Raw genomic sequence first — 19,423 nt, forward strand, 5'->3', positions numbered from 1 at the left:
GGCGTAGATGAAGCAGTTCCTGAAGGCCGCCGGGCTGGCGGTGGTGCTGGCCGGCGCGGCGACGGGCGTCCTGGCGCAAACGTCGCCGACGAGCCCCCTGCTGGCCGACGTGTTCCAGGATCACGCCGTGCTGCAACGCGACCGGCCCATCGCCGTCTGGGGCCGGGCGGCGCCGGACTCGCAGCTGGCCGTGACCCTCGCCGGGACCACGGTTGCGGCGCGCGCCGACGCCGAAGGGCGCTGGCGGGCGGTCCTGCCAGCGCTCCCCGCTGGCGGACCTCATGAGCTGAGCGTGGCGCAGGATGGCCGGACCCAGGTTCTCACCGATCTGCTGATCGGCGACGTCTGGCTCTGCTCGGGGCAGTCGAACATGGAGTTCGGCGTGCGCAGCGTGACCAATGCGGACACGGAGATCGGCGCTTCGGCGGACCCGCAACTGAGACTGCTCCTCGTCGGCCGTTCCAGCCGCCCGTCGGCGACGGATGCGATGGAGCCAGGCAGCGTGTGGCGCGTCTCCGGTCCGGAAAGCGTCCGTGATTTTTCGGCGACCTGCTTCTTTATGGGCAAGCAGTTGCGCCGGTCGCAGAACGTGCCGGTCGGCCTGATCGCCGCCTCCTGGGGCGGATCGGTGATCGAGGACTGGCTGAGCGAGCCGGCGCTTCGTCGGATCGGCGGCTACGACCTTTCCCTGGACACCCTGGCCGTCTACGCCCGCTCGCCGGAAGAAGGGCGCAGGATCTGGGCCGAGACGAGCGACCGGTGGTGGCGTGACAACGATCCCGGTTCGGCCGGGTCGACGCCCTGGTACAGCCCGGCCTACGACGATTCCAGCTGGCCCACAGCTGCGCCCGAGGGCTTCTGGGAAAGCTCATCGCCCGAGCTGATGATGTTCAACGGGGTGATCTGGCATCGCACCACCGTGACCCTGACGGCGGCCCAGGCGGCGGGCGAGGCGACCCTGCGGCTGGGCCCGGTGGACGACGTCGACACCACTTGGATCAACGGCCGCAAGATCGGCGGTCGTGAAGGCTGGGATACGCCTCGGACCTATTCCGTGCCGGCTGGCGTGCTCCATGAAGGCCGCAACCTCATCGCCGTGGGCGTGCTCGACACTGGCGGCGGCGGCGGTCTCTGGGGTCCGGCCGCCGAGAAGACGCTGACCCTCGCGGACGGGTCGGTCGTGAGCCTCGCCGACCCATGGCGTCGGCGGGTGGCGGCCCCGATCTCCGAACTGGGCAACCTTCCGCGCACGCCGTGGATCGGCGGCAGCGGCGTGACGACCTTGTCCAACGGCATGATCGAGCCTCTCGAGGGCTACGGCCTGGCCGGAGTCGCCTGGTACCAGGGCGAGTCCAATGTCGGGGATCCGGAAGGCTATCGTCGGTTGCTCCATGGGTTGTTCGCCGACTGGCGCGATCGCTTCGACAATGAGGATCTGCCGTTCTTCGCGGTCCAACTGGCGAATTTCGGGCCGGCGACGTCGGCGCCCACCGACTCCGCATGGGCGGCGCTGCGTGAAATCCAGCGCGAGGTGGTCGAGGCCGACGGGAACGCAGGACTGGCGGTCGCGATCGACATCGGCGACCGCTACGACATCCATCCGACCAACAAGCAGGAGGTCGGCCGCCGGCTGGCGCTCGCCGCCCGGGCCGTGGCCCATGGCGAGGAAGGCGTTCCGGCGTCCCCGTCGCCGCGCGACGCCCGGATTACGGGCGAGGTCGTGACGGTCAGCTTCGATCGTGTCGGGCAGGGCCTGGTTGTCTATGGCGCGTCGCGGCCGGTCGGCTTCGAGCTGTGCGGCGCGGCCGGCTGCCGGTTCGTCGATGCGCGCGTCGACGGCGCGACGGTGGTGCTGGACGCCGCCGATGTCCCCGATGCGACGACGGTCCGCTTCTGCTGGGCCGACAGTCCGGTCTGCAACCTGTACGGCGATGCGGGCCTGCCGGCGGTTCCGTTCGACCTGCCGGTGACCCGTCCGCGATAGGATCAGCAAAGTGGAGCGGGGTGCGCTCGCGCCAGATCCGCTGCCCGGCCCGCGTGCGGAGGAGGGTGGTCCCTATGGCGCGGCGGACGACCGCGGGAGGTTGCGGGGCAGGCGGGCGGTGTCGAAACCCGGGCCGAGATTGAACAGCAGGGCCGGACCGACGTCGATCGTCTGCGGTCTGGCCGCCAGAAGGACGGCGATGACCGTCTGGTCGGCAGCGTAGTCTTTCGTGGCCACGCCCGAGGCGTAGACCATCTGCCAGCGCGCGCCGACCTCGACGTCGGAGGCCCCGGCGATGGTCCCGTCCGGCACGTCCTTCTGTTCCAGCTTGAGCAGGGAGATCCGCGCCGAGGCCTCACCTGCCCCCTCCGCCGGAACGGCGCGCAGCCAGACCGCCAGCAGAACGACGTCGCCGGTCCTGATCTCGGCGTTTGCGGGCATGACGCCCCCGATCGCCCACGGATCGACCTGTCCCGGCACGACCACCCTCAGGGCCTGTCCGCCGGTGACGCCCGGATCGTTCCGCAACTCGGGCCCGTTCGGCAGGCCCCAGATGGTCCAGTTGGGCACGTGGGGCCGGTTGACCAGGAAATCGCTCATGGGCCGCGGGGCGGGGGCGGCGGCGGCCGGTTCGGCTGTCTGGCTCATCGCGACGGCCGGGGCGTGGACGGTGAAAACCGCGGCGAGAGCCGCACAGGGCAGTTTGTGCATCGACATTCTCCTCACGACATCCGGGCCGGAACCAGATCCGTCCCCCGGATCCGGAAGGCCGGAACGAACGCCGTGGCGCGGCGCCCGGGCAGGGTGATGGACAGTGCGTCGTCGGTTTGACGGAAAATCAGCGGGGCGTCGGCGCCGACCATCTCGACCCGCTCAACGCGCCGGCCGGCCAGAGCCGCGGCGCCCAGACTGCGGATATTCACCCGCCCGTCTTCGGGCCAGTCCAGCGCGATGGCGTAGAGCACGCCGCCGCGGGTGGTGAAACGGATGTCCTGCGCCGTCCACGGCCGCGCATGCTCTTCGTTCTGGTTGCCGGTGTTCACCGCCGTCGGCCCCTCGCCGTAGATCGCCCACGGCCGGCTAGCGAAGATCGCCTCCCCGTTGACCGCGATCCACGCCGCCATCTCAGCCAGGATGGCGCGTTCGTCGCTGTCGATGGAGCCGTCCCCGCGCATCGGGATGTTCAGCAGCAGGTTGCCGTTCTTGCTGACCACGTCGCACAGACGCTGGATCACCGCCTTCGCGGGCACGTAGCTGTGGTCGGTGTAGCGGGCCCGGTTGTAATGCCAGTCGCCGATGCAGGTGTCGGTCTGCCACGGCTCGGGCATCAGGGCGTCGGTGAAACCGCGCTCGAAGGTCTCGACGACGCCGCGCCGCTTCTCCGGGGTCAGCCGCTTGCCGTTGACGACCGGCAGCTCGCCGCGCCAGCCCAGCGAGGCGTTGTAGTAGTACGCCGTGGCGTCCAGTCCGTGCTGGCCCAGGGGCAGGCCATGGTTGTCGAAATAGACCATGTCCGGCCTGTAGCGGTCGACCAGTTCGCGCTGGCGCGTTACCCAGGAGCAGACGAAGGCGGGATTGTTCTCCGGGACCGTCTCTAGCCACTGCCCGTCGCGCGCGTCATGCCAGGCGTTCATGGCCTCGATCGAGGCGATGCCGTCCGGCGGCGCGAAGGTCGGACCCGTGTAGAGCTCCTGCGGATCCAGCCCCTCCCACCATTTGCCGACGCCGTCCGCCTTCGTCAGCCGCGCCGCGTCGTAGCGGCGACCGGCCAGAGGCCCCTCGGCGTCATAGCCGTAGGCGGTCTGCCACCAGTGCCAGGCGTGGGCCCCGTGATTGCTGACCCCGAAGCGCAGGCCGCGGGCCCGGACCAGCTTCTCCCATGTCCCGACGATGTCGCGCTTCGGCCCGACCCGCAGGCTGTTCCACGGATGGCTGGACTCGAACAGGTCGAGATTGTCGTGATGCTGGGCCATGGCCATCACGTATTTGGCGCCGGCCGCCTGATAGAGGTCCAGCAGGCCTTCGGGGTCCCAGTTGTCGGCCTTCCACTGGTTCATGATCTCCATGAACCCGACCTCGGTCGGGTGGCCGTAGGTGCGGACGTGGTGCTCGTAGTACGGGTTGCCCTGGATGTACATCTGGCGCCCGTACCAGTCGCCGCGCTCGGGCTGGCATTGCGGGCCCCAGTGGGCCCAGATGCCCAGCTTGGCGTCTCGGAACCAGTCGGGCGTCCGGTAGCCGGCGATCAGCGACTCCCAACTCGGCTGGAAGGGCCCGGCGGCGGGGCCGCCGCCGGGCGTTGCCGTGGCGCACCCCTGGAGAGCGGGCAAGAGAGGCGCGGCCATGCCGGCCTGCAGCATGCGGCGGCGGGACAGATCGATCATGGGCGGTTCCTTCATGACGTCGGCTCTCCATAGACAACGCCGCGGCCGTCGGTGGCGACATAGACCCGGCCGAAGATCCGCGGATCCCCGGCGATGGCGCGGAAGCGGCGGCCGTATTCGTGCGCGGCGTCATTGACCCGCAGCCAGGAGCGGCCGCGGTCGTCGGACCGGAACACGCCGCGGACGTCGCCCCGCACGCCGATGGCCACCAATGACGGCCAGGTCTCGCCGGGCGGGGCCTTGCCGAAATCCATCATCTCGACCCGGAGGTCGCCGTCCACCCGCCCGAAGCTCTGACCGGCGTCGATGGAGTGGAACAGACCGGACCGGGAGACGAACCAGAGATCGCCGTCGCGACCCGGCGTCGCCTTCAGCGGCCAGGCCTGTTCGCGCCACGTCGGCCGGTCGCGCGCCAGATCGGCGGGCAGGCCGCGGCATGACACCGGGGCGAAGCTGGCGGCGCCATCGATGCTGACGAACCAGCCGCCCGTATCGAAATCCAGCGCATAGAGTAGCAGGGGGTCCGCCCGGTCCGGGACCGGCCGCAGCATCGGAGGCAGGCCCTGGACGGGGCGCCAGCTGACGCCCCGGTCGCGCGAAACCATCGCCTGGGGCGTCGCCAGGACGAAGGCCGACCCATCCGCCGTGACGGTGATCGGCGCGTCGCGGTAAAGGTCCATGCGAGGGTTGGACGACGCCTCGGCCGCGCCGGCCGGCCGTGGACGGCCCAGGGATTTCCAGCTGCGGCCATGGTCATCGGACCAGGCGAGAGTCGCGCCGTCATGCCCTTCGGAGCCGACGCCCTCATGCGGCGTGCCGCTGCGCACCACCACGTGCGGCGCGCGACCGGCGTAGTCGATCTGGTTGGTGTTGGCGAACACCGGGGTGGTGAACTGAAGGGTCGGCGACCGGGTCAGATCCTCATGCGCGAACCCCGAGATGTCGCCGAATCCGGTCAGCAGGGCGGGGCCGGCCGGGGGGCTGACCAGGGTGATGACGGCCGTCTGTTCGATACCCTCGACCCACGGCGCCCAGTCGGTCGGGCGGCCATGATCGGCTTCCGTCAGATTGGCTGTGGCGTAGACGGTCGCGCCGGTGGCGTAGACGGCCCGGTCCGGGTCGAACGGATCGATGGCCAGGGCGGCGATCCACCAGCCGAAATCGGGCTTGTCATTGCCCCAGTTCAGAAATGGAGTGGCTGTGACATCGTGCCGGGCCTGTTCGCGAAGGCTGGTCCAGCTGCGGCCGTCGTCCGTGCTGCGCCACAGGGTGTCTCCGGGCTGCCAGCGGTTGAGGGTCGAGACCATCAGCACGCCGGGGTGCTGGCGGTCCACCGCCAGGCCCATGAAGCCGCCCAGCGGCCGTGGCGGGCTGATGTCGCGCCACTCGCCGGTGCGGGTGTCGAGCCGCCAGACCTGACCGTCGGTGACGCCGTTCGGGCCTACGCCCAGCGTGCAGGTCAGATAGAGGACGCCGCGCGCATCCAGTTCGGCCTTGGCGGCGGAGAATTCGGCTTCCGGACCGCCCGGGACCGCCGCCCAGGTCCGCCCCGCGTCCTCCGAGCGATAGAGGCGGGATCCGTCCGGATCGGCCACGCCGACGAACAGCCTCGGCGTGGGCGCGCCTGGCGCTCCACTGGCCGGATCGAACACGACGAAGCTCAGCCCCGGATGGGTCGGTCCGCCCGGCGTCAGCCCTTGGCCGCGCACGGGAAAGCTGTCGACTTGTTCCCAGCGGGCGCCGCGGTCGGTGCTGCGCTGCAGGCCGTCGTGGCGCGATCCGAAATAGAGGATGCGATTGTCGTTGGGGTCGATCGCCAGTCGTTCCCCCAGCCCGCGTCCGTCCTCGTTGCCTCCCATCCGGAAGGGAACGGGCGTGCGGATCCAGGTCTCGCCCCGATCGGCGGAGCGCAACATGGCCCCGGGTTCGCGGCGGCTGACGCCGACGGCGGCGTGGACGATGTCCGGGTCGACGGGATCGGGGGCGATGCTCTCCACGCCGAAATCGCTTCCGATCGGGTTGGAGTCCTGCAGCGGAACCCAGCGGCCCGGGTCGGAATCCCACCGATACGCTCCGCCCATGTCCGAGCGGGCGTAGGCCAGACCCTTTTCGACGCGACTGAAGACGACGCCCGGGATGAAGCCGCCCGCGCCGACCTTGACGTTTCGCCAGACGTAGGACGGGGCCTCGACGACCCGCGCGCGGAACGCCCCGGGAGCGCCCGCGGCCAGCAGCGCCGCGCCGGCTTCGCGCCTGTTCAGGCCTTGACGCATGCCCGGCCGATCTCCCCGTTCAGGGGCGGTTGATCCGCCCGCTCGTGAAATGGTAGCGCTATCTAGAATGCAGTTGACAGCATTGTCACCTGTGCATCAAGCTTGCACAGGTAAAAATGAGGGCGTCGCCGGACGGTCCCGGGAGAGACGATGTCGGTCCCGGCCTTCCGTGGGACGGATACGGCCGAATTTTTGCGCAACCCTGAGCCGACTGACGGCGCGACGGTCCGCCGTCGCGCCGGCCTTTTCGCTCCTTCGGAACCTGATCATGACCCAGTCCCTTCGCTCCCTGCTGCTGACCGGCATGGCCCTTGGCCTCGGTCTCGCCGGCGCGGGCTGCGCCATGACAGGAGGTTCGGAGCCGACGTCGCTCGTGGGGTCGGGGTCGATCGTGCCCGAGGCGGCTCGCGCGCATCCGTCGAACTGGCCGACAGCGGCTTCTCCGGCCGCGATGAGCGACCCGGAAACCGAGGCCTTCGTTACGGACCTGATGTCGCGAATGACGATCGAGGAGAAGGTCGGCCAACTGATCCAGGCCGATATCTCGGCGATCAAGCCGGAAGACCTTCTGACATATCCGCTGGGTTCGATCCTGGCGGGCGGCAATTCGGCGCCGGGCGGCGACGACCGGGCGACGCCCCAGGCGTGGGTCGAGCAGGCCCGGGCCTTCCGGGCCGCCGCCGCCGCCCGTCCTGGCGCGCGAATCCCGCTGATCTACGGCATCGATGCGGTCCACGGACACAACAACGTCGTGGGCGCGACGATCTTCCCTCACAACATCGGCCTGGGCGCGGCGCGCGATCCGGACCTGATCCGCCGCATCGGCGAGGCAACGGCGCTGGAAGTCGCCGTCACTGGCGCCGACTGGACATTCGGCCCGACGCTGGCCGTTCCGCGCGACGACCGGTGGGGTCGCGCCTATGAAGGCTACGGCGAGGATCCGGAGATCGCCCGCAGCTACGCCGGACCCATGACCCTCGGCCTTCAGGGCGAACTGCGGGCCGACAGCCCCCTGGCGCCGGGACGCATCGCCGGGTCGGCCAAGCATTTCCTCGCCGACGGCGGCACCGTGGGCGGCCAGGACCAGGGCGACTTCCGGGGCCTGGAACAGGGGCTGATCGACATCCACCTCGGCGGCTATCCGGCCGCGATCGACGCCGGAGTCCTTTCGGTCATGGCCAGCTTCTCCAGCTGGAACGGGATCAAGCACTCAGGCAACGAGACCATTCTGACCGGTGTCCTGCGCGGCCCCCTCGGTTTCGACGGCTTCGTGGTGTCCGACTGGAACGCCCACGGGCAACTGCCCGGCTGCTCGAACGAGAGCTGCGCCCTGGCGGTCAACGCCGGCATCGACATGCTGATGGCCCCCGACAGCTGGAAGCCGCTCTACGCCAACACCCTGGCCCAGGTTCAGTCGGGCGAAATCCCGATGGCCCGGCTCGAGGAGGCCGTGCGGCGGATTCTGCGGGCCAAGGTCAAGGCTGGTCTGTTCGTCGAGGCCCGGCCGGTCGAAGGCCGGTTCGAGGCCCTGGGCTCGCCCGAACATCGCGCCCTGGCCCGGGAAGCGGTCCGCAAGTCCCTGGTGCTGCTGAAGAACAACGGTTCGGTCCTGCCGATCCGCCCCGGCGCGCGCGTGCTGGTGGCCGGGGCCGCGGACGACATCGGCCAGGCGTCCGGCGGCTGGACCCTGACCTGGCAGGGGACGGGCAACAGCAATTCGGATTTCCCGAACGGCCAGTCGATCTGGGGTGGTTTGCGCGAGGCGGTGGAAGCCGGAGGCGGAACCGCGACCCTGAGCCCGGACGGAAGCTTCGATCAGAAGCCCGACGTGGCCATCGTCGTGTTCGGCGAGACGCCCTACGCCGAGTTCCAGGGGGATGTCGCCACCCTGGACTTCCTGCCGACCGAGCCCCTGGAGACGCTGCGTCGGCTCAAGGCGGCCGGGATCCCGACCGTGTCGGTGTTTCTGTCGGGACGACCCATGTGGACCAACCCGGAGATCAACCAGTCCGACGCCTTCGTGGCCGCCTGGCTGCCGGGCGCGGAAGGCGGGGGCGTCGCGGACGTCCTGGTCGGAGATGGCGACGGGCGCCCCCGGCATGACTTCAGCGGACGGCTGTCGTTCTCGTGGCCCAGGGACGCCGCGGGCGCCCCGCTGAACCGCGGAGAACCCGGCTATGATCCGCAGTTCGCCTATGGCTACGGCCTGTCGTACGCCCGCCCGGCGACGGTCCCGGCGCTCGCCGAGGTGAGCGGCGTGGCCAGCGACGGCTCGAGCCTGGATCGCTATTTCGTCGACGGCCGGTTCATGCCGCCCTGGTCGTTGATGTTGCGCGACGCCGGCGGAGAGTTCCGGCTGGGGCAAGAGAGGTCGGGCCAGTCGCCGCGCGGCGCGGTCACCCTGCGCGTCGCTGACGGCGCCGCCCAGGAGTCGGCCCTCGGGTTGACCTTCTCCGGCGCACAGGGACAGGCTGTCATCGCCGCCCGGCCGGTCGATCTGACCCGGCAGACCAATGGAGAGATGGCGCTGAGCTTCCGGTATCGTGTGGACTCGCGCGCCGCCGGTCCGGTCCGCCTGATGATCGGGGCGGGGGCGCTCGACGTCACCACCCTGTTCCGGGACGCGCCCGTGGGACAGTGGCGGACCCTCAAGGTGCGCCTGTCCTGCTTCCGGGACGCGGGCGCCGACGTCTCGGCAGTGGACCAGCCCTTCAGCCTGTCGACAGACGCGGCGTTCGCCATCACAGTCGAGGACATCCGGCTGGCCTCGAACGAAGGCGACGCCATCTGCCCTTCAGAGTAACGCCGTGATCGACAAGACCGCCCTGATCGGCGTGGACTGGGGCTCCAGCAATCTGCGGGTCATGCGCATCGGCGACGGTGGCGTGGTTCTGGATCGTCGGTCCGACCCGCGTGGCGGGGTCGGTCTGGAGCCGGGCGATTTCCGCGGGGTTCTGGACGAGGTGGCCGGGGACTGGCTGACGGACGGCGCGCCGGTGCTGATCTGCGGCATGGCCGGGGCGCGTCGTGGCTGGCGCGAGGTCGCCTATTGTCCCTGTCCCGCCGGCGTCGCCGACGTCGCCGCCGGTCTGGCGCGCCCGGATTCCGATCGGGAGGTCGCGATCGCGCCCGGAGTCTGCTTCAGTCCCGGCGGGATCCTGACTGACGTGATGCGCGGCGAGGAGACACAGGTCTTCGGCCTCGGCACTGACGGCCTCGTCGTCGCGCCGGGAACCCACAGCAAATGGATCACGGTCGAGGACGGCCGCATCGTCGCGATCCGGACGTTCATGACCGGAGAGCTGTTCGCGGCCATCCGCTCGGCGACCCTTCTGGGCGCGGGAATGGGCGCGCCGGGTGCGGATCCGGAGGCGTTCCGGCGCGGGGTCGAGCGCAGCCTTGCGGACCGCAACCTGAGCGCCGCCCTGTTCTCCGTCCGGGTCGAGAGCCTGGCGGACCGACTGGCGCCGGCGGGCGCCGCGGACTATCTGTCCGGCCTCCTCATCGGCGCCGAGATCGCGGGGCAGGAGGCCGCACGACTGCGCGGTCCGTTGACCCTGATCGGCGATCCGGCGCTCTCCGCGCGGTATGTCGAGGCGCTGCATCTGGCGGGGGCCGGCGTCGTCCGGACGGCGGACGCGGAGCAGACGACGGCGAAGGGTCTCTGGCGGATTTGGAAGGCGGCGCAATGACGACCGACATCATCGCGCGGCTCGACGCCCTGCCTCTGGTCGCCATCCTGCGGGGCCTCGAGCCCGCCGGGGCGGTCGAGGTCGGCGAGGCCTTGGTCGAGGCCGGACTGACCTGTCTGGAAGTGCCGCTGAACTCGCCGCGACCGCTGGACAGCATCGAACGCCTGCGCTCGGCGCTGGGCGACCGGGCGATCGTCGGCGCCGGCACGGTGCTGACGGCCGAGGCCGTGAAGGAGGTGGCGGCGGCGGGCGGCCAGATCATCATCTCGCCCAATACCGACGTCGCCGTCATCAGGGCCGCGCGGGCGGCGGGACTGGCGTCCATGCCGGGCTTCTTCACGCCGTCTGAGGCCTTCGCCGCCATCGGCGCCGGGGCCCAGGTCCTGAAGCTGTTCCCGGCCGAGGTGGCGGGGACGGCCGGCCTCAAGGCCGTGCGCGCCGTCCTGCCGGCGGAACAGCGTGTCTACGCCGTCGGCGGGGTCGAACCGGACAGCGTCGCCGCCTGGAGATCGGCCGGCGCCTCGGGGTTCGGAATCGGCTCGGCCATCTATCGCGCCGGCCGGTCGGCCACGGAGACGGGCGAACGGGCGGCGGCCTTCGTGGCGGCCTGGACGGGATCCAGCCCCCGACCCTAGCCGGTCAGGGAGCCGGCGCGAGCCGGGTCCGCCAGACGGCGTCCGACACCCCGTCCGGACCGCGGACCTCGAGGTGATTCAGGCCGTCGGGCAAGGGAACGTCGGTCCAGGTCGCGACGTGGTCGACGACCGGCGCCACGCCGGCCGATCGTCCGTTGATGAAGAGCTCCAGACTCGCGAGGTTGCTGTAGGCGCGAACTGCGGCGACAGGGGCCGTATCGGTCGTCAGACGGCGGTCGAGAATGTGGGCCATCGGCCGATCGGACCAGTTGGCCTGATACCAGTACCAGGCGTCCTTTCGGATCGCGCGGTCATAGGTGACCAGTCCCTTGTCATTGACGCCGGCGCGGTCGCCCTCGTCGCGCCCGTCCGAGGCGAGGTCGAACCCCACCCAGACGAACGAACCCCACAGCCACGGCCGGTCGCGCAGGGCTCGCCAGTAGGCCTCGTGGAAGGCGGTCTGATACTGCTCCGGATGCCAGTCGCCGTCCGGAACCGGCCGATCCGGCGGGCTCTGCTGATGCAGGACGCTGGCCCCGGCCCCGAACTCGCCGACGCCCGTCGGCCGGACCGGATCACGGGCCCGCCGTTCGTCCGCCCAGGCGCCGATCCGGGCGAAGGTTTCGTCATACCAGCCGTAGTAGCGGTTGTAGGCGGTCAGGTCGGCGTGCAGCGCCTTGCGGTCCAGGTCGTCCTGGCAGCAGTGGGCATAGGCGGTCGGTCGGCCCGGATCCTCCTCCCTGGCGACGGCCTGCATCAGGGCGATCGCCCCATCCGCGACATCGTCGGTGGCGTAGACCTCGTTGCCGAGCCCCCAGACGGCGATGGCCGGGTGGTGATGATTCTGGCGGATCAGCTCGCGCATCTGCTGCGTCAGGTTCGCGGCGAACGCGGGCGAGGGACTGGCGACGCCGTTCAGCGGAACCTCGGTCCAGACCACCATGCCGGTGCGGTCGGCGAGATCATAAGCCCGCTGGGGATGCTGGAAATGAACGAAGCGCAGGCCGGTCCCGCCCAGGTCGTCGAGGATGGCGAAGTCGGCGTCGATCTCCGCATCCTGCACCGCCAGGCCGCGCCCGGGCCGGCCCGCATGGAAATAGTTCACGCCCCGGAGCGGGACCGGCCGGCCGTTCAGGATGAAGCCGCGATCCGGATCGATCGTCGCCGCCCGGACGCCGGTGGAGAGAACCAGCCGGTCCACCGCCTCGTCCCGGGCGTCCAGCACCTCAGCCGTCAATGCGTAGAGATGAGGGTCAGCCCTGCCGTCCCACAAACGCGGCCGGGTCAGACGGGCCGTATCGCGAACCTCGACGGTCTGACCCGGCGGCGCGACGACCGGAGTCTCGATCGTCAGCGCCACGGCGCCGTCGGCGTCCGTCAGGGTCGTACGGAGCACGACCGCGGCCCGCGTGTCGCCGTCGTTGGTCACGCGGGCCAGCAGGGCGATGTCGGCGCCCGCCTCGCTGACATTCGACGCCGTCAGATAGACGCCCGGCCCGCCATGGTCGGCCATGTCGAGGTGGACCGGGTCGACCGTGACCAGCCGCACCGGCCGATAAAGGCCGCCGAAGACCGTGAAATCCCCGCCCAGGGGCGCGACGGCCCCTCCGGAACTGTTGTCCACCCGGACAGCCAGATGGTTCAGACCGGACTTCAGGGCGTCGGTGACGTCGAAGCGGAACCGCGCATAGCCGCCCTCGTGGCGGCCGACATGGACGCCGTTCACCCACGCCTCGGCGATCAGGGCCGCACCATCGAACTCGAGCCATGTCCGTCGGCCGTCCGACGGGGCGGAGAAGGTCGTCCGGTACCAGCCCGGACCGCGATAATAGTCGCCCCCGCCGTCTTCCCCGTCGACCCCGTTCCACGTGTGAGGCAGTCGCACGGCGCCCCACGAGGCCTCGTCGGCGGCGATGTCCGAAGCGCCGGCCGGATCTCCCCGGATGAATCGCCAGCCTTCGTCCAGCGGCACGACCGTTCGGGGATCGGCCGCGGCGGGTCCCGCGCCCGGCATTCCGAATACGACCGCCAGCGCGGCGAACATGCAGGCGAGGCGGTTCATCGCACGATCCTCTCAGCCGCCCTCGGTGATCACGCGCTGCCTCTGGCGCCCGAGGCCCTCGATGCCGAGTTCGACGACGTCGCCGGGTTGCAGCCAGACCGGCGGCTTCTGACCCATGCCCACGCCAGGCGGCGTGCCGGTCGAGATGACGTCGCCCGGCTGGAGGCTCATGAAGCGGCTGACATAGCTGACCAGAAAGGCCGGTTTGAACACCATGGTGCGCGAGGAGCCATTCTGGAATCGACGGCCGTTGACCTCCAGCCACATCGACAGGTCGTCGACGTCGCCCGCCTCGTCCTTCGTCACCAGCCACGGACCGATCGGGCCGAAGGTGTCGCAGCCCTTGCCCTTGTCCCAGGTCCCGCCCCGCTCCAGCTGGAAGGCGCGCTCGGACACGTCGTTGATGACGCAATAGCCGGCGACGTGATCCAGCGCCTCGGCCTCGCTGACGTAGCGGGCGGTGGACCCGATGACGACGCCCAGCTCGACTTCCCAGTCAAGCTTGGTCGAGTCGCGCGGCTGGATGATGTCGTCGTCCGGACCGACGATGGCGCTGGTCGCCTTCATGAACAGGATCGGCTCGTCGGGGACCGTCGCCCCGGTCTCTGCGGCATGGTCGGCGTAGTTCAGGCCGATGCAGATGAATTTCCCGACGCGCCCGACGCACGGGCCGATGCGACCGGGCTCCGCAACCAGGGGCAGGGTCGACGGGTCGAGGCCGGCCAGCCCGGCGAGGCTGTCGGGCGACAAGGCCTCGCCCGCGACATCGTCGATGTGTTCCAGCAGGTCGCGCACCTGTCCGTCGGTGTCCAGAAGGCCGGGGCGCTCTGAACCGGCCGGCCCGTATCGAAGCAGTTTCATGCGTTATCCCGTCCAGCCGCCGTCGATGACGTGCTCGGCCCCGGTGGTGAAGGAGGAGGCGTCCGAAGCGAGATAGAGCGCCAGTTCCGCGATCTCTTCCGCCCGCCCGAGACGGCTCATGGGCTGGCGAGAGGTGAAGGCCGCCAGCGCCGCCTCATAGTCGCCCGTCGCGGCCAGACGCTGTTTCAGCGACGGCGTCTCGATGGTTCCGGGGCAGATGGCGTTGCAGCGGATTCCCTGCGCCACATGGTCGGCGGCGATGGCCTTGGTCAGGCCGATCACCGCGGCCTTCGACGCGCCGTAGGCGAACCGGTTGGGCACGCCTTTGATCGAGCTGGCCACCGACGCCATGTTGACGATCGAGCCGCCCCCGCCCGCGATCATCGCCGGCAGGAAGGCGCGGATCATGCGGTACATGGCGGTGACGTTCAGCTCGAACGACCGCGCCCAGTCGGCCTCGCCGCAGTCGAGGATCGTTCCGGGGTGGACATAGCCGGCGCAGTTGAACAGCACGTCCAGGCGTCCGATCTCTCGCGCCGTGTCCGAGATGGCGGCCGGATCGGTGACGTCCAGCACCCGCGTGCGGACCCCCGCCATGGTCCCGAGCTGTTCGGCGTCGACGTCCGTCGCCCAGACGGTCGCGCCCTCGGCGGCGAACAGTTCCGCCGTCGCGCGGCCGATGCCCTGGCCGGCGCCGGTGATCAGCGTGATCCTGCCCTCCAGCCGCCCGGCCATCTCAGACCGCCGCAACGGGGGAGGGCCGGCCCGGCAGGCAGGCGGGGCCGATCGGCTCGAAGCTCTTGTAGGTCAGGATGAATTCCTGATGGCCCAGCGCCTCCGACCGGGTGCGGGCGCCCGTGGCCACGGCCCGGACCAGGTCGACGATTTCCGCCCCGACCTGGTCGAGCGTCGCCTTGTCTTCAAGGATGCGGCCTGCGTCGATGTCCATGTCCTCGCTCATCCTCCGCCACGTCTCCGGATTGGCGCAGACCTTGATTACGGGCGAGATGGCCGAGCCGACGACCGATCCCCGACCGGTGGTGAACAGGGTCATATGGGCTCCGCAGGCCATCAGCTCGACGATTTCGGCGTTGTCGCTGATGTTCGGGAAACCGAACCGCGGCTCGCCGTCCGGCACCACGTCCAGCAGATAGAGTCCGCCCGCGGGGGGTACGTCGCCCGGCTTGATCAGGCCGGAGATGAAGGACGATCCGGACTTGGAATAGGCCCCCATCGATTTTTCTTCCTGGGTGGTCAGGCCGCCGTCGGCGTTGCCCGGCGCGAAACTGCCGAACCCCATGATGGTGTAGTAGCGCTCGGCCTTCTCGACGGCGGCTTCCAGTTCGCGGCCGAGTTCCGGGGTCACGGCGCGCTCGGCCATGATGGCCTCGCAGCCAACCAGTTCGCCGGTCTCCTCGAAGATGCAGGCCGCCCCGGCGGCGACCAGGGCATCGAAGGCGCGGCCGACGGCCGGGTTGGCGGTGATGCCGCTGGTCCCGTCCGAGCCGCCGCAGATGGTGCCGATCACCAGCTCGTCGAGCCTCATGGGAACGCGCGGGACCCGCGCCGCTTCGGCGCGGATCCGCTCGACCGCCTCGACCCCGGCGCGGATGGTCGACGCCGTGCCGCCGGCGTCCTGGATCACCAGAAGTTCGCACGGCCGCCCGCTGGCCAGCACGGCCTCGCGCAGCCCGCGACGGTTGAAGCTCTCGCAACCCAGCGAGACCAGCAGGACTCCGCCGACGTTCGGATGGGTCGCCAAGGCGTTCATCATCCGGTCGGCGTAGCTGTTGGGATAACAGCCCGGAAAGCCGATCAGATGGACATCGATGTCGTCGGCGGCGTTGACGATCCGTCGGGCTACGTGATGGGCGCACTCGACCAGATAGGCGACCACGACGACGTTGCGGATGCCCTTGCGGCCGTCAGCCCGGCGCCAGCCCTCGATCATGCCCGTTGCTCCGAGGCGGCGTCGCGGCCGTGGCTGGCGATGTAGTCGCTCTTCATATTGTGCAGGTGGACGTGCTCGCCTGGCCGCGCCGGGGCGGTCATCGAGCCGACCGGCGCGCCGTATTTAAGCACCTTGTCGCCGGCCGCGAGCGCCGTCCGCGCGACCTTGTGGCCGACCGGGATGTCGCTCCCGGCCACGATCCGGGCCGCGTCGATGGTCAACGGCTGACCGGCGGACACCGGCGCGCGGCAGACTAGGACGTTGTCGTCCGGATGCAGCAGGATCAGGGCGGATTTCGTCATGGCGCCCGCTCCGTCCCGGGCACGGGCGCCGCGGGATCGATCAGGCCCCGGTCGACCAGGTCGGTCCAGAAGCCGGGTGGGATCGGTGCGGCCATCCGCTTGGCGGCGGCATGGACTTCGCCGGCGTTCGCCAGGCCCGGAATGACCGAGATCACCTGCGGGTGGGCCAGCGGGAACTGCAGCGCCGCCGCCGGCAGCTCGACGTCCCAGTCTGCGCAGACCGCGCGCAGGGCGGCGACCTTGGTCGACACCCATTCCGGCGGCACGCCGTAGTCGTAGTGCGCCTCCGACAGCGTCGCGCAGGCCAGCACGCCCGAGTTGAAAGGACCGCCGACAATGACCGACACCCCTTGCTCCGCGCACCGGGGCAGGAAACTGGCCAACGCCGTCTGCTCCAGCAGGGTGTAGCGGCCCGCCAGCAGGAAGACGTCGAACTCGCCTTCCGTCATAGCCTGTTCGCAGACCTGCCATTCGTTGACGCCCAGGCCGATCGCGCCCACGGCGCCCTCGTCGCGGAGCCGCCGGAGGGCGCGGTAGCCGCCGCCGATGAACTCGCTCCAGCGTCCGGCGTGGGCCGCGCCATGCGTGGCCGCGCCCAGGTCGTGCGCGAACAGGATGTCGACGTGGTCGCGACCAAGGCGATCCAGACTGTCCTCGAAGCTGCGCATCACGCCGTCGTGGCTGTAGTCGAACACCGGCTCGAAAGCGTTGGCGTCGACGAAGCCGTGGCGCTCGCGCGCGCCGGTCTCGACAGGCGTCAGAAGCCGGCCGACCTTGGTTGAGACCAGGGCCTCGCCGTGCGGATCGATCTGCTCCAGCGCGGCGCCGAGCCGCTGCTCGCCCAGACCGAATCCATAGTGGGGGGCGGTGTCGAAATAGCGGACGCCCTGGCTCCACGATTGCGCGACGGCCGCCACCGCGGCCTCGTCGGACACCGGACGGTACAGGTTGCCGATAGCCGCTCCGCCGAAGCCGAGCAGGGTCGGCGAGAAGAGGCGGGGAGCGACGGCCTCAACCGCTTCCGACATTTTTATTGGTGAAGCCATCTTCGTAGATGGATGTGAGCCCGCGCCCGACAAGTCAACCTCGGAGCGGCTCACAGGCGATACAGGCGTCGCGCATTTCCCCCGAAAACGGCCTCGTGGGCGTCGGAAGCGATCCGGGAGCGGCACAGGCTCAGCCAATCCTCGTACCGGCTGGCCAGATTCAGCACCGGCCAGTCGCTGCCCCACAGCAGACGCGCGGGTCCGAACAGCGCCGCGATCTCGTCGATGACCGTTGGAAGCATTTCGCCGGGGTTTCCCCGTCGCACCTCGGTCGTCAGCCCCGACAGCTTGCAATGGACGTTGGGCTCCGTCGCCAACGCGGCCAAGCCGTCCCGCCAGGGCCTGGGATCCTCCCCGATCGGAGGCTTGGCCGCATGGTCGATGACGATGGTCAGCTCCGGCCAACGGCGGGCAAACCGGTGCAGGGGCCTGAGATGGCGCGTGTCGACGAGGGCGTCGAAGACCAGACTCCGGTCGATCATGGCGCCGATCGGACCGTCGATCCGGGCCTCGGCGATCCAGTCGTCTCGCGCGAGACTCTGCAACATGGGGCGGAGGCCGCGGAATTTCGGGCGGTCGGCGAGGAACGCGACCCGGCGGGGCGCTTCGGGCGCTTCCAGGTCCGCCCAGCCGACGACGCCGCGCACGAAGGGCTCTTCGGTCGCGAGCGCCACGAGATAGTCGGTGTCGCGGTCATCCGGCTGGGACTGTACGACCACCGAGCCGGTGACGCCCGCCGGCCTTGCCAGTCGCTCGAACGCATCCGGCAAGGCGTCGTGATGGAGCGCCGGCATGTCCGGCGTCGGCCAGACCTGTCCGTGTCGGCCGATCCGCCAGAAATGCTGGTGTGCGTCGATCACCTCAGGCGATGCCGCGCCGCGACCGCCATCCGAACAACGCCACGATGGCGAAACAGATCGCCGGCACGATCATGGCCAGGTGGATGCTGCTGACGTCGGAGACCAGCCCCATCGCCGCTGTCAGCACCGCTCCGCCGATGATGGCCATGACCAGCAGGGACGAGCCCGCCTTGGTCAGGTTTCCCAGTCCCTTGAGCGACGAGGCGAAGATGGTCGGGAACATGATCGACATGAAGAAGCTGGTCGACGCCAGGGCGATCATGCCGACCGGTCCGGGCGCGGCGACGGCCACGACGCACAGGGCCACGTTGATGGCGCTGAACGCCGTCAGCAGGAGGGTCGGTCTCACCCGGCCCATCAAGGCCGTGCCGGCGAAGCGGCCGATCATGAAGGCCACGATCGACCAGGTCAGATAGTCGGCGGCGGTGCGCTCGCCGACCGCCAGCGACTCCTGGGCGTAGCGGATCATATAGCTCCAGACGCCGACCTGGGCGCCGACATAGAAGAACTGGGCCGTCACGCCGAGCAGGTAGCGGCGGTTGCGGAACAGGGCGGCGAAATCCTTCGCCGAGCCGGGGCCTTCCTCGCGGGCGGCCTCGACCCCGGCGACCCGGGGGAAGGGGACCAGCATCACCAGCAGGGCCCAGGCCAGGACGAACAGGCCGATCATCAGATAGGGCGTCTGCACGGCGGCCGCCTCGGCCGCGTAGAAGGCGGCGTGGGCGTCGGGCGTCATGGCCGCCAGTTCTTCCGGCGTGTGTTCGACGCCCGACAGGATGAAGTGCCGGCCGATCAGCAACCCCATGATCGAGCCCAGAGGGTTGAAGGCCTGGGCCAGGTTCAGCCGCCGCTCAGCCGTCTCGGGCGCGCCCAGCACCGTCACCAGCGGGTTGGCCGAGGTTTCCAGGAACGCCAGTCCGCTGGCGATCACGAACAGGGCCAGCAGGAACAGTTCGTAACGCCGCGCCTCGGCGGCGGGGAAAAACATCAGCGCCCCGAGCCCGAACAGACAAAGCCCGAGCACGACCGCCCGTTTGTAGCCGAACCGCTTCATGAACAAGGCGGCCGGAATGGCCAGGACGAAGTAGCCGAAATAGAAGGCCGACTGCACCAGACCCGACTGAAGGTCGCCGAGGGTGAAGGCTTTCCTGAACTGGGCGATCAGGACATCGTTCAGATTGTTGGCCATGCCCCAGAGGAAAAACAGGCTGACGACCAGTACGATGGGCGCGGCCGTGGCGAGGCGGCCTTGTGCGGGCGTGGACGGCATGGACGGTGTTCCTCCCGACCCCCGTTGACCGGGAGCTCAGACCGCGTCACGAGATCAGAGATGAACCTGAGCGTCAAATATGAAACGCATTTCATGAGATCCG

At 69.9% G+C, this 19,423-nt stretch carries 15 protein-coding genes; 4 read left to right on the forward strand and 11 right to left on the reverse strand.

From position 1 onward, the window contains the following. Positions 1-7: 7 nt before the first annotated feature. Positions 8-1,984 (forward strand): sialate O-acetylesterase, encoded by a 1,977-nt coding sequence (locus tag Q8Q71_RS06880; protein ID WP_305758886.1) that lies wholly within the window; start codon positions 8-10, stop codon positions 1,982-1,984. 72 nt (positions 1,985-2,056) lie between these two features. Here Q8Q71_RS06880 and Q8Q71_RS06885 read toward each other — a convergent pair whose 3' ends face one another. The 3 genes from Q8Q71_RS06885 to Q8Q71_RS06895 are packed head-to-tail and all read right to left on the reverse strand — an operon-like array spanning position 2,057 to position 6,641. Continuing rightward, the gene (locus Q8Q71_RS06885) at positions 2,057-2,695 is read right to left on the reverse strand and encodes a hypothetical protein (protein ID WP_305758887.1); all 639 of its coding nucleotides are present in this window, start codon (positions 2,693-2,695) and stop codon (positions 2,057-2,059) included. 11 nt (positions 2,696-2,706) lie between these two features. Beyond that, positions 2,707-4,368: an alpha-L-fucosidase gene (locus Q8Q71_RS06890; protein ID WP_305758888.1), complete on the reverse strand. Its 1,662-nt coding sequence runs from the start codon at positions 4,366-4,368 to the stop codon at positions 2,707-2,709. An 11-nt stretch (positions 4,369-4,379) separates the two neighbouring features. Then, positions 4,380-6,641 carry a xyloglucanase gene (locus Q8Q71_RS06895; protein WP_305758889.1) on the reverse strand — a complete coding sequence of 754 codons (2,262 nt, stop codon included), beginning with the start codon at positions 6,639-6,641 and terminating at the stop codon, positions 4,380-4,382. Between the two features lie 268 nt (positions 6,642-6,909). Here Q8Q71_RS06895 and Q8Q71_RS06900 point away from each other — a divergent pair, with 268 nt between their 5' ends. From Q8Q71_RS06900 to Q8Q71_RS06910, 3 genes are read left to right on the forward strand one after another with little or no spacing between them, the layout of a single operon-like run. Beyond that, a complete protein-coding gene (locus tag Q8Q71_RS06900) occupies positions 6,910-9,444 on the forward strand; it encodes an exo 1,3/1,4-beta-D-glucan glucohydrolase (protein WP_371315933.1) in 2,535 nt (844 codons plus the stop codon). Between the two features lie 4 nt (positions 9,445-9,448). Then, positions 9,449-10,333 (forward strand): 2-dehydro-3-deoxygalactonokinase, encoded by an 885-nt coding sequence (locus Q8Q71_RS06905; protein WP_305758890.1) that lies wholly within the window; start codon positions 9,449-9,451, stop codon positions 10,331-10,333. Further along, positions 10,330-10,968 (forward strand): 2-dehydro-3-deoxy-6-phosphogalactonate aldolase, encoded by a 639-nt coding sequence (locus Q8Q71_RS06910; RefSeq protein WP_305758891.1) that lies wholly within the window; start codon positions 10,330-10,332, stop codon positions 10,966-10,968. The genes Q8Q71_RS06905 and Q8Q71_RS06910 overlap by 4 nt, the downstream gene beginning before the upstream one ends. Before the next feature lie 4 nt (positions 10,969-10,972). On the opposite strand, the gene Q8Q71_RS06915 is transcribed toward Q8Q71_RS06910, so the two are convergent. The 8 genes from Q8Q71_RS06915 to fucP all read right to left on the reverse strand — a co-directional run bounded on the left by Q8Q71_RS06915 (position 10,973) and on the right by fucP (position 19,320). Then, positions 10,973-13,030 carry a glycoside hydrolase family 2 TIM barrel-domain containing protein gene (locus tag Q8Q71_RS06915; RefSeq protein WP_305758892.1) on the reverse strand — a complete coding sequence of 686 codons (2,058 nt, stop codon included), beginning with the start codon at positions 13,028-13,030 and terminating at the stop codon, positions 10,973-10,975. A 12-nt stretch (positions 13,031-13,042) separates the two neighbouring features. Next, the gene (locus tag Q8Q71_RS06920; RefSeq protein ID WP_305758893.1) at positions 13,043-13,891 is read right to left on the reverse strand and encodes a fumarylacetoacetate hydrolase family protein; all 849 of its coding nucleotides are present in this window, start codon (positions 13,889-13,891) and stop codon (positions 13,043-13,045) included. Between the two features lie 3 nt (positions 13,892-13,894). Beyond that, positions 13,895-14,626, reverse strand: coding sequence for an SDR family oxidoreductase (locus Q8Q71_RS06925; protein ID WP_305758894.1), 732 nt, complete (start codon positions 14,624-14,626; stop codon positions 13,895-13,897). Position 14,627: 1 nt separating this feature from the next. Continuing rightward, positions 14,628-15,842, reverse strand: a complete 1,215-nt coding sequence (locus tag Q8Q71_RS06930) for a UxaA family hydrolase (RefSeq protein ID WP_305758895.1) — start codon at positions 15,840-15,842, stop codon at positions 14,628-14,630. Continuing rightward, complete coding sequence (locus Q8Q71_RS06935; protein WP_305758896.1) at positions 15,839-16,144, reverse strand: UxaA family hydrolase; 306 nt, start codon at positions 16,142-16,144, stop codon at positions 15,839-15,841. Before Q8Q71_RS06935 ends, Q8Q71_RS06930 begins: the two co-directional genes overlap by 4 nt. Next, positions 16,141-17,172, reverse strand: coding sequence for an aldo/keto reductase (locus tag Q8Q71_RS06940; protein ID WP_305758897.1), 1,032 nt, complete (start codon positions 17,170-17,172; stop codon positions 16,141-16,143). The genes Q8Q71_RS06935 and Q8Q71_RS06940 overlap by 4 nt, the downstream gene beginning before the upstream one ends. A gap of 68 nt (positions 17,173-17,240) precedes the next feature. Continuing rightward, positions 17,241-18,050 carry an amidohydrolase gene (locus tag Q8Q71_RS06945; RefSeq protein WP_305758898.1) on the reverse strand — a complete coding sequence of 270 codons (810 nt, stop codon included), beginning with the start codon at positions 18,048-18,050 and terminating at the stop codon, positions 17,241-17,243. Between the two features lies 1 nt (position 18,051). Then, positions 18,052-19,320 (reverse strand): L-fucose:H+ symporter permease, encoded by a 1,269-nt coding sequence (gene fucP / locus Q8Q71_RS06950; protein WP_305758899.1) that lies wholly within the window; start codon positions 19,318-19,320, stop codon positions 18,052-18,054. Between the last annotated feature and the right edge of the window lie 103 nt (positions 19,321-19,423).

This window comes from Brevundimonas sp. (assembly GCF_030704825.1).
In the GTDB taxonomy this organism is placed as follows: domain Bacteria; phylum Pseudomonadota; class Alphaproteobacteria; order Caulobacterales; family Caulobacteraceae; genus Brevundimonas.